The sequence below is a fragment of the Nonomuraea antri genome (assembly GCF_013283785.1).
Lineage (GTDB): Bacteria > Actinomycetota > Actinomycetes > Streptosporangiales > Streptosporangiaceae > Nonomuraea > Nonomuraea antri.
The window spans coordinates 1-9,196 of the sequence record NZ_JABCPZ010000331.1; the positions used below are offsets into that span (position 1 = coordinate 1).

The 9,196-nt window shown below is 71.7% G+C and carries 7 protein-coding genes and 1 pseudogene; 3 read left to right on the forward strand and 5 right to left on the reverse strand.

The window, feature by feature from the left end; translation table 11 throughout:
• Positions 1–18: 18 nt before the first annotated feature.
• From fmdA to HII36_RS50910, 3 genes are all read right to left on the reverse strand, one after another.
• Positions 19–1,266 (reverse strand): formamidase, encoded by a 1,248-nt coding sequence (gene fmdA, locus HII36_RS50900; protein WP_173530618.1) that lies wholly within the window; start codon positions 1,264–1,266, stop codon positions 19–21.
• Positions 1,259–1,879 (reverse strand): AmiS/UreI family transporter, encoded by a 621-nt coding sequence (locus HII36_RS50905; protein WP_173530619.1) that lies wholly within the window; start codon positions 1,877–1,879, stop codon positions 1,259–1,261. Before HII36_RS50905 ends, fmdA begins: the two co-directional genes overlap by 8 nt.
• Before the next feature lie 89 nt (positions 1,880–1,968).
• On the reverse strand, positions 1,969–3,015 hold the full coding sequence (locus tag HII36_RS50910; RefSeq protein WP_173530620.1) for a substrate-binding domain-containing protein: 1,047 nt from the start codon (positions 3,013–3,015) through the stop codon (positions 1,969–1,971).
• Positions 3,016–3,081: 66 nt separating this feature from the next.
• On the opposite strand from HII36_RS50910, the gene HII36_RS50915 reads away from it, so the two are divergent.
• Both HII36_RS50915 and HII36_RS50920 read left to right on the forward strand, forming a co-directional pair.
• Positions 3,082–3,513, forward strand: coding sequence for a MarR family winged helix-turn-helix transcriptional regulator (locus HII36_RS50915; RefSeq protein WP_173530621.1), 432 nt, complete (start codon positions 3,082–3,084; stop codon positions 3,511–3,513).
• 203 nt (positions 3,514–3,716) lie between these two features.
• Positions 3,717–5,039, forward strand: coding sequence for an NAD(P)/FAD-dependent oxidoreductase (locus tag HII36_RS50920; RefSeq protein ID WP_173530622.1), 1,323 nt, complete (start codon positions 3,717–3,719; stop codon positions 5,037–5,039).
• 118 nt (positions 5,040–5,157) lie between these two features.
• Here HII36_RS50920 and HII36_RS50925 read toward each other — a convergent pair whose 3' ends face one another.
• On the reverse strand, positions 5,158–6,375 hold the full coding sequence (locus HII36_RS50925; protein ID WP_173530623.1) for a homocitrate synthase/isopropylmalate synthase family protein: 1,218 nt from the start codon (positions 6,373–6,375) through the stop codon (positions 5,158–5,160).
• A gap of 66 nt (positions 6,376–6,441) precedes the next feature.
• Between HII36_RS50925 and HII36_RS50930 the strand changes: the two genes are divergently transcribed.
• Positions 6,442–7,632 (forward strand): citrate synthase, encoded by a 1,191-nt coding sequence (locus HII36_RS50930; protein WP_173530624.1) that lies wholly within the window; start codon positions 6,442–6,444, stop codon positions 7,630–7,632.
• 136 nt (positions 7,633–7,768) lie between these two features.
• Here HII36_RS50930 and HII36_RS50935 read toward each other — a convergent pair.
• A pseudogene (locus tag HII36_RS50935) lies at positions 7,769–9,196 on the reverse strand (chromosome partitioning protein ParA); the annotation flags it as partial.

Here is a 9,196-nt window from a genome sequence, read left to right on the forward strand (position 1 = left end):
GGGTGTGGGGTGAAGGGATCAGGTGGCGACGGCGCAGCGGCCGCGGTCGGCGCGGCGCGGGCCCTCCGCCGTGGGCTTGATGTCGAAGTCGAAGATCCCCGTCGGCAGGTAGAGCGAGCAGCACGCATTGGGGATGTCCACCACTCCGCTGACCCGCCCCTCGATGGGCGCCGCGCCGAGCAGCAGATACGCCTGCTCCCCGCTGTAGCCGAACGTCTTGAGGTACTCGACCGCGTTCAGGCACGCGTTGCGGTAGGCGAGGGTCGCGTCGTTGTAGTGGTTCTTGTTCTCCTGGTGGTCGACGGAGATGCCGATGAACGACAGGAACTCGGTGTAGCGCGGCTCGACGTTGCCCGGGATGAAGACCGGGTTGGTGGTGATGCCGTACTTCTGCATGCCGCCCTTGATCAGGTCGACGTGCATGTCGATGAAGCCGCCCATCTCGATCGCGCCGCAGAAGGTGATCTCGCCGTCGCCCTGGCTGAAGTGCAGGTCGCCGCCCGACAGCTTGGCGCCGGGCACGTGCACCGGGTAGAAGACGCGCGAGCCGCGGGAGAAGTTCTTGATGTCGTGGTTGCCGCCGTTCTCGCGGGCGGGCACCGTACGGGCGCCTTCCCTGCCGACGCGCTCCAGGTCGGCGCCGGACAGCGTCCCGGCGAGCACGCCCTGCTCCAGCGGCGGCAGGGCGAGCGGCGGCACCCGGTTGGGGTCGGTGGCGATGAGCGCGAGCTCGCGCTCGTTCCACTTGGCCAGCAGCTCGTGGGAGGGCGCGGTGCCGAACAGACCGGGGTGGGTGATGCCGGTGAAGCGCACGCCGGGCAGGTGGCGTGAGGTGGTGACCTGGCCCTGGAAGTCCCAGATCGCCTTGTACGCGTCCGGGTAGTAATCGGTCAGGAAGCCGCCGCCGTTCTCGCGGGCGAAGATGCCGGTGTAGCCCCAGCCCTGGCCGGGCGCGTCGCCGACCTGCTGGGGGACGGGACCGAGGTCCAGGATGTCGACCACGAGCAGGTCGCCCGGCTCGGCGCCCTCCACCGCGACCGGGCCGCTGAGCATGTGCGCCACCGACAGGTCCACGTCGCGGACGTCCTTGGCGGTGTCGCTGTTGAGTATCTGGCCGTCGGTCCATTCGCGGCATTCGATGCGGATCGAGGAGTCGGGCCGGACGGTGGCCGCGGCCGGGACGTCCGGATGCCACCGGTTGTGCCCTGGCACGGCCTGGTCGCGCATGGATCGGGACTGGTCGACGGAGAAGACGACGTCAGGCATGGGACGGCTCCCGTTCTTGGAGAAGGCTCGGCCGGCGGCCGCGCAGCCACAGCGCGGCGAACGCGGCGACGCAGACGGCCGCCAGGGCGACGGCGAACCAGGCCGAAGCGGTGTAGCGCCCGGTGAGCAGGAGGAACGCGGGCAGCACCGCGGTCAGCCAGGCTTCGATCAGCGTCACCCAGCCGGTGTATCGGGTCAGCTCGGCCCGTCCGAGGCCGAGTACGAGGAAGAAGAGCAGCCACAGGAACGACCACAACACCCAGATGACCGCGAACGGGTAGTCCCGCGTCACGAACGCGTTGTGCGCGGCGTAGACCAGCGCCGCGATCGCGACGAACAGCGAGAACCAGCCGACGCCGGTGGTGTCGAGCCCGGCGAGCAGGCCGATGCCCACGTACAGGTAGGTGAAGCCGAACAGGTAGATCCCGGACGCCCCCATGATCGTCGCCGGGTCGCCGCCGGCGGTGGCGATGATGATGGTCGGGTACACGACCTGCAAGCCGCCGACGAACAGGTTGAGCACGGCCGCGGCTCTGCCGTCCACCTTGCCGAGCAGCATCATCGCGTTGACGAACAGCACGGCGCCCACGTAGAGAAGGCCGACACTGGCCATCGCTCTCACCTCTCGTGGCCGTCTGCCTGCGGAGACGATCGAACTACTTCACACAGAAACTATTCCTTCAGGAAGCGTTGTCAAGGGGGTCAGAGCTGCTGGAGCACGTGGAAATCCATGCCGACCGCCTCGGCGAGGAACACCGCCTGGTCCAGGTGGTGATCGCGGAGCCGGACCGTGCCGCGCGGACCCTCGTACGCCAGCCCCTCGGCGCAGCGGTAGATGCTGGGCATGTCGAGCCGTCCGGCCCGGTTGAGCAGTTCGCCGAGCAGCCTGACCCCCTCGAAGCACGACTCGCCCATGCTGTTGAGCGTCGGCGCGTCGGGGCCGTACCTGGCGTGGTAGCGGCCGCCGAAGTCGAGGCTGCCGGCGGTGCCCAGGCCCTCGAAGAACCCGGCCGCCGAGTAGAGCCCGCGGGTGCTGGCCGGGCCGGTGGCCATCAGCATGTTCTCGTCCATGAGCGGGCTGAAGCGCAGGTGGTCGCGGTCGAGCCCGGCCGCGGCGAAGGCCCGGTTGAAGGCGACGGCGTCCTGGCCGACCAGCAGCATGAGCACGCCCTCGCAGGGGGAGGCGGCGATCGCGCGCAGGCAGTCACCGAAGTCCTCGGTGCCCAGCCGCACGTAGAACTCGCCGACGATCTCGCCGCGCGACTCGCGCACGTAGCGGCGCGCGGCCCTGGCCGACTCCCTGGGCCAGACGTAGTCGTCGCCGACGATGATCCAGCGGCGCACGCCCAGTTCCTCGGCCATCCAGCGCAGCGCCGGGCGGAGCTGGCGCGCCGGGGTCTCGCCGGTCAGGAACACCCACGGCGTGTGCTCGCCGCCCTCGTACAGCGGGGTGTACAGGTACGGCACGCGGCCGGCGATGCGCGGCGCGACGGCCTGGCGTACCGCGGAGATGTGCCAGCCGGTGACGGCGTCGACCTCACCCGCGCTGATCAGCCGGTCCACCTCGGCCGCCACCCGGCGCGGCGGCAGGCCGCCGTCGACCACGGTGAAGACGAGCTCTCTGCCCAGCAGCCCGGACCCGGCGTTGATCTCCTCGGCGGCCAGCCGGGCGCACAGCTCACAGGACGGGCCGAAGATGCCGGCCGGCCCCTGCAGTGGTATCACCAGGGCTACCGAGAGCGTTTCCATGGCAGGTTCCTCCGGAACACTTTATCCGCGAAGTTTTTCCGCGTGAACTGTTAAAGTGGAGTGAAGATGGAGACAGCACGCCTGCTCACCCTGGTGGAACGGCAGTTCACGCAGCGCATCGCGGCGGCACTCGACTCGGTCGACGGCACGGTGGACCAATGGCGGGTGCTGGGGCTGCTCGCCGACGGCAAGGGCCATCCGATGACCCAGGTGGCCGAGCACGTCATCCTGGCCGCGCCCACCGTCACCAAGATCGTCGATCGGCTGATCTCGCGCGGGCTGGTCTACCGGCGCGTCGACGACACCGACCGGCGCCGGGTGCTCATCTTCATCTCCGCGCGCGGGCGCACCACGCTGCGCCGCTGGAGCGCGGCGGTCGCGGGCGAGCGGGCCCGCCTGGAGGCGGCGGCCGGGGACGACCTGGCTCAGCTGGGTGAGGTGCTGGGCAGGATCGTGGCGCGACTGGACACGCCACTCCCGGCCGGACCGCACCCTTGACCCTCGCCGCGCGCTCTTGCCCCTCGCCCTGAGCTCTTGATCCTCGCCCCGAGCCACCAGGTAGGTGGCCTGTGCCACGGCGGCGGCGTGGTGGGTGGCGCCCGAGACCGGGGATTCCAGTCTCTGATTTGATTTCTGGCGGGATGTCACAAACGGGTGGCCTGTTTCGTCCTTGTAGCGACGAACCCGAGAGGAGACGGGCCATGCGGAAGAACATCCTGATCGTTGGCGGCGGTTATGTCGGTATGTACACCGCGATGGGGCTGCGGAAGCTGGTGCGCAAGGGCGAGGTGAGCGTCACCGTGGTCGACCCGCGGGGGTACATGACGTACCAGCCGTTCCTCGCCGAGGCGGTGGGCGGCGCGATCGAGCCGCGCCACGTGGTGGCCCCGCTGCACCGGGTGCTCCCCGGCGTGCGGGTGCTGACCGGACGGGTGACGCGCGTCGACCACGGCGCCCGCACCGCCGAGTTCCAGCCCGTGCAGGGCCCGGCCAGGACCCTTGACTACGACATCCTGGTGATGGCGGCCGGGTCGATCATCCGGACGCTGCCCATCCCCGGGCTGGCCGAGCACGCCGTCGGTTTCAAGACCGTGGGCGAGGCCGTGCACCTGCGCAACCACGTGCTCGCGCAGCTCGCCGCCGCCGCCTCGACCGACGACGAGCAGGTACGCCGCCGCGCGCTGACGTTCGTCGTGGTCGGCGGCGGGTTCTCGGGCGTGGAGGCGCTGGCCGAGATGCAGGGGCTGGCCGACGAGGCCGTGCGCTACCACCCCGGCATCGAGCCGGCCGACCTGCGCTGGACCCTGGTCGAGGCCACCGGTCGCATCCTGCCCGAACTGCACGAGGACCTGGGCACGTGGACCGCGAAGGCGCTGCGCGAGCGGGGCGTGGACGTCCGGCTCGACACCAGGCTCACCTCGGCGGAAGGCGGCGTCGCGACGCTCGACGACGGCACCGAGCTGGACGCCGGCACGATCGTCTGGGCCGCGGGCGGCCGGCCGAACCCGCTCGCCGCGGCCAGCGGCCTGCCCGTGGACGCCATCGGACGCCTCACCGCGACCGAGTACCTGACCGTGGCCGGGCTCACCGACGCCTTCACCGCCGGTGACGGCGCGGCCGTGCCCGACCTGACCAGGCCGGGCGAGTTCACCGCGCCCAACGCCCAGCACGCGGTCCGCCAGGCCAAGCTGCTGGCCCGCAACCTTGTCGCCTACGTCAGGGGACGCGCGCTCAAGCCGTACCGGCACGCCTACCTCGGCTCGGTGGCCGGGCTCGGGCACCACCAGGGGGTCGCGCAGGTGTACCGGATCAAGCTGACCGGCTTCCTCGGCTGGCTGGCGCACCGGGCCTACCACCTGGCGTGGGTGCCGACGGTCAACCACAAGGCGCGGGTGCTGGCCGACTGGACGTTGTCGATGTTCTTCCGACGGGAGGCGGTGCAGCTCAGCGCGATCGAGCACCCGGAGGAGGACTTCCGCGCGGCCGTGGCCGAGACCCAGACCAGGCTCGACCGCGCCGCGTAGCGCTTGGGCGGCCTGGCTCGTGACGGCCAGACTGTCCGGTCCGTAGCGGTCAGACTGTCCGGCCCGTAGCGGTCCGGCAGCCTGTCCCGTCACGGCCGGCTTGTCTGGCCTGTAGCGGTCAGGCCGTCTGGCCGGGGAACAACAGGGACAGCTCCCGCGGGTAGGCCGCGATCAGGCGCAACTCGTCGTCCGTGAGCGGCCTGCCCGTCATCGCGTTGCAGAGCTGGACCAGCCGGAACGTCAGGTCCTCGTCCGTGACCTCGGCGCCGAGCCCGTCCATGACGTGCCTGAACCCGGCCTTGCCGCCGTACTCGCCGGTCAGCACCACCCGGCCGGGCCGCGCGTGCCGGTCTTCCGGGAACGGGCCGAGCGAGGCCTCGTCGTACAGCTCGTAGTTGCCGTGGTCCTTCAGCGCGCCGTCGGCGTGGATGCCCGACTCGTGCGCGAACGCGTTGCGCCCCACCCCCACCTGGTTGTACGGCAGCGGCTGCCCGAACGCGTAACTCGCCCACAGCCCGAACCGCCGGGCCCACGACAGGTCGAGCGGGTCGCCGATCTCCGCGTTCAGTCCGAACCCGTGACGGAACGCCAGGATCGTGGACAGCAGGTCCGCGTTGCCCGAACGTTCGCCGATGCCGTTCACGCACGTGTTGATCCAGGCGTCCTGGCCGGCCTCCAGGTCGCCGAGCGCGCCCGAGATCGAGTTGGCCACGGCCATCCCCAGGTCGTTGTGGCAGTGAGTCTCCACCGGCAGCGACGTCGCGGCGGCCAGCTTGGCGAAGCGCTCGCGGATCCTGTCGGGCGTGTCGCCGCCGATCGTGTCGCAGTAACGCACCCGGTCCGCGCCCGCTTCCTTGGCGGCCAGCGCGAACTCCAGCAGGAAACCGTCGTCCGTCCTGGAGCCGTCCTCGGCGTTGACCCCGACGGTCAGCGCGCCCGCCTGCTTGGCGGCGCGGACGGCGGCGGTCATCTCCCTGATGATCGCCTGCCGGTCGAGCCGGCCGCGGAACTTGTTCTGGATCATGTAGTCGGACGTGGAGATGGACAGGTTGTAGTGCTCCAGGCCGAGCGGCGCGGCCTGTTCCACGTCCTGCGCCACGCCACGGCACCAGCCGGACAGCCGCAGCCCGCCGAACGCGCCCGCCCGGGCCAGCGCCACCTGCGCCTTGACGTACGGGACCTCGTGGAACAGGAACGGGAACCCGATCTCGGACTGCGCCACGCCGAGCTTGGCCAGATAGAAGTTGACCATGGTCTTGCCGAACTTCGACAGGCCGGTCCTGGCCGTCTGGACGCCGTCGCGGTTGGTCACGTCGAGGAAATGAACCTTGGGCATGTCTCCACGTTGACATGGCCTCTCAACATGGATCAATATTGATTTTCATCAATGTTGGAGGCTGGGGTGGAGTGGATCGACGCGGCCACGGCCGCCGAACGGCTCGGCGTGAAACCCGCCACGCTGTACGCGTACGTGAGCCGGGGGGTGCTCGCCCGGCGGCACGCGGAAGACGGGCGGCGCAGCCTGTTCTCGGCCGAGGAGGTCGAGCGGCTGGCCCGGCGCGGGCGGCCCCGCAACCAGCCTCCCGAGCTGGTCATCGAGTCTGCGGTGACGGCGCTGGGGGTGGATCGGCCGTACTACCGGGGGGTGGACGCCCTGGAACTGGCGGTCACCCGCGACTTCGAACCGGTCGCGGAATGGCTGTGGACCGGCGACCGTCCCGAGGCCGACGTGGGAGTTTGGTGGTGCGAGCGGGAGGCGTTGCGCGCGGCCGTCGCGGCGCAGCGCGGGCTGCCCGCCGACCTGCTGCCACTCGACCGCCTCCAGGTGATCACCACGGTGCTCGGCGCGTCCGACTCGCTGCGCCACCACCTCGACCCCGCCTCCGTGGCCGCCACCGGCCGCCGCATGATCGCCGGGCTGGTCGACGCGCTGCCACGGCTGAGCGAGCCGAGTGGTGACTCCATCGCCGAACGGCTCTGGTCGCGGCTGTGCCCGCACCCGGCCACGCCCGCGCTGCTCCACGCCCTGCGCGCCGCGCTCGTGCTGCTCGCCGACCACGAACTGGCCGCGTCCACGCTGGCCGCCAGGGTCGCCGCCTCCGCCAAGGCCGACCCGTACGCGGTGGTGCTCACCGGGCTCGGCGTGCTCGGCGGCCCGCTGCACGGCGGCGCGTCGTACGGCGCGGAACGCCTGCTCGCCGAGGTGCCGGAGCCGGGCGAGGCGAGCCGGGCGATCGCCGGACGGGTGCGGCGCGGCGAACGCATCCCCGGCTTCGGGCACAGCGTGTACAAGAGCGGCGACGCCCGCGGCGCGCTCCTGCTCGACCTGGTCGAGCGGGCCGCGCCGGGGCACGGGCGGATCGCCGCCGCACAGGCGGTGCTCGGCGAGATGCGCCGGCGCCGCCTCCCCGACCGCAACATCGACTTCGCCCTGGCCACACTGGTCGCGGTGAGCGGGATGGTGAGCGGCGCGGGCGAGGCGGTGTTCGCGGTGTCCAGGGCGGTGGGCTGGCTGGCCCACGCCATGGAGGAGTACGAACGCGGCGAACTGCTGCGCCTGCGCGCCTCCTACACCGGCCCGCCGACCAGCTGAAACCGGGCCGACCCGGTGGTCCGGACGCTGGTCAGCGCCGGCGGTTGCCCGGACGCTGGTCAGCCGGCGGTTGCCCGGACGCTGCGCACCCCGGTGGCGACCGGGGTGCGCTCAGCTGGCAGTGGCCGGAGTGCGGTCAGATTGCAGTGGCCGGGGTTCGGTCCACGTACACGGCCAGCGCCCGCACCCGTTCGGCGTGCTGGTCGTGCCCGACGATCACCGGCGGCTCGTTGTACGGCATGGCGTCCGACGAGCGCCGCAGCTTGATGTACTGCCCGCAGGCGTCGATCGCGTACGGCTCCATGTCGTCCTGCAACGCCCCGATCACCGTGATCCCGTACGTCTCGCCGATCCGCCTGAACAGCGCCACCGCCTCCCGGCGATGCTCCTTGCCCAGGTTGCGGCCCAGCTCGTCGAGCACCAGGCACAGGTGCCCGCCGCCGGACGACGCGATGGCCGCGGCGCACACCAGCTTGACGGCCTTCTCGTCCATGAGCGCGGTGTTGGCCCGCCGGTTGTACGGCACGAACCCCTGCCCCTCGCCGCGCCGCCACTTCGGCGTCACCCGCCACTGCCAGCGCTGCTCCGGGTCGGCCGGCGCGGGCGGCACCGGGAACTCCAGCGTCGCGCCGTAACCGCCATAAGAGGTGTCGAGCTTCTCGAACTCCTCCGCCACCCGCGTGAGCCTGGCCTTGATCGCCGCCGTCAGCGCGGCCCGGTGCACGGCCGTCGACTGCGCCGCTTCCTCCGCGCCCCTGGCCGCCGCCGCCAGGTCGCGCTGCCTGGAGACGATCTGCGCCTCGATCTGCCGCCGCTGATGCTTCTCGTACTCCTCCTGTCCCCGCAGGTAGGAGGCCAGCGCGCCGCACACCGCCGCGAACGTGGCCTGCTCGCGCGCCGTGCTGCCGCCCCGCTCGCTCAGCAGGAAGCTCAGCTCCTCCGGGATCTCGGCGTCCTCCTCCGGGAACGTGTCGCGCAACGCCTGGTCGAAGTGCCGCTCGGCGATGCGCCACCACTCCTCGGCGGCGCGCGGACGCTCCTCCTCCGGCAGCGCGGACACCCACTCGCGAGCGGTCGCGATCGTGCCGCCCCAGTCGGCGGCCAGCGCGGCGAGCTTCAGCGACTCCCGCTCCGCCGTGACCTTCGCCTCCTGGTCACGGGCCTGCGACCGCTCCGACTCGTGCCGCTGCCTGCGCCCCTCCAGCCGCTCGATCTCCATGTCGCGCGTCCTGGCGCGGAAGTCGAGCGACCCCGCCTCCCGCTCGGCCTCCGCGACCTGCGGCGACAGCTCCTCGATCGCGGCGTTCAGCTCGGCCAGCCTGGCCCGCCGCTCGCCCAGCTTGGCCTCGATCCCGGCCAGCCGCACCCCGGCCCTGGCCCCTTCCAGCCGCCGCTGCGCCTCGGCGACCGCTTCCTCCCCATCGCGTACGGCCTGCGCAGCCGTCTCCTGGACGTCCTTGGCCCGGTGCAGACGCTGCTCGGCGGCCTTGATCCGGGCCTCACGCCCGGTCGCCACCCCGTCGAACGCCCCCACCACGCTCACCCCGGCCGCGCTGACCAGCAC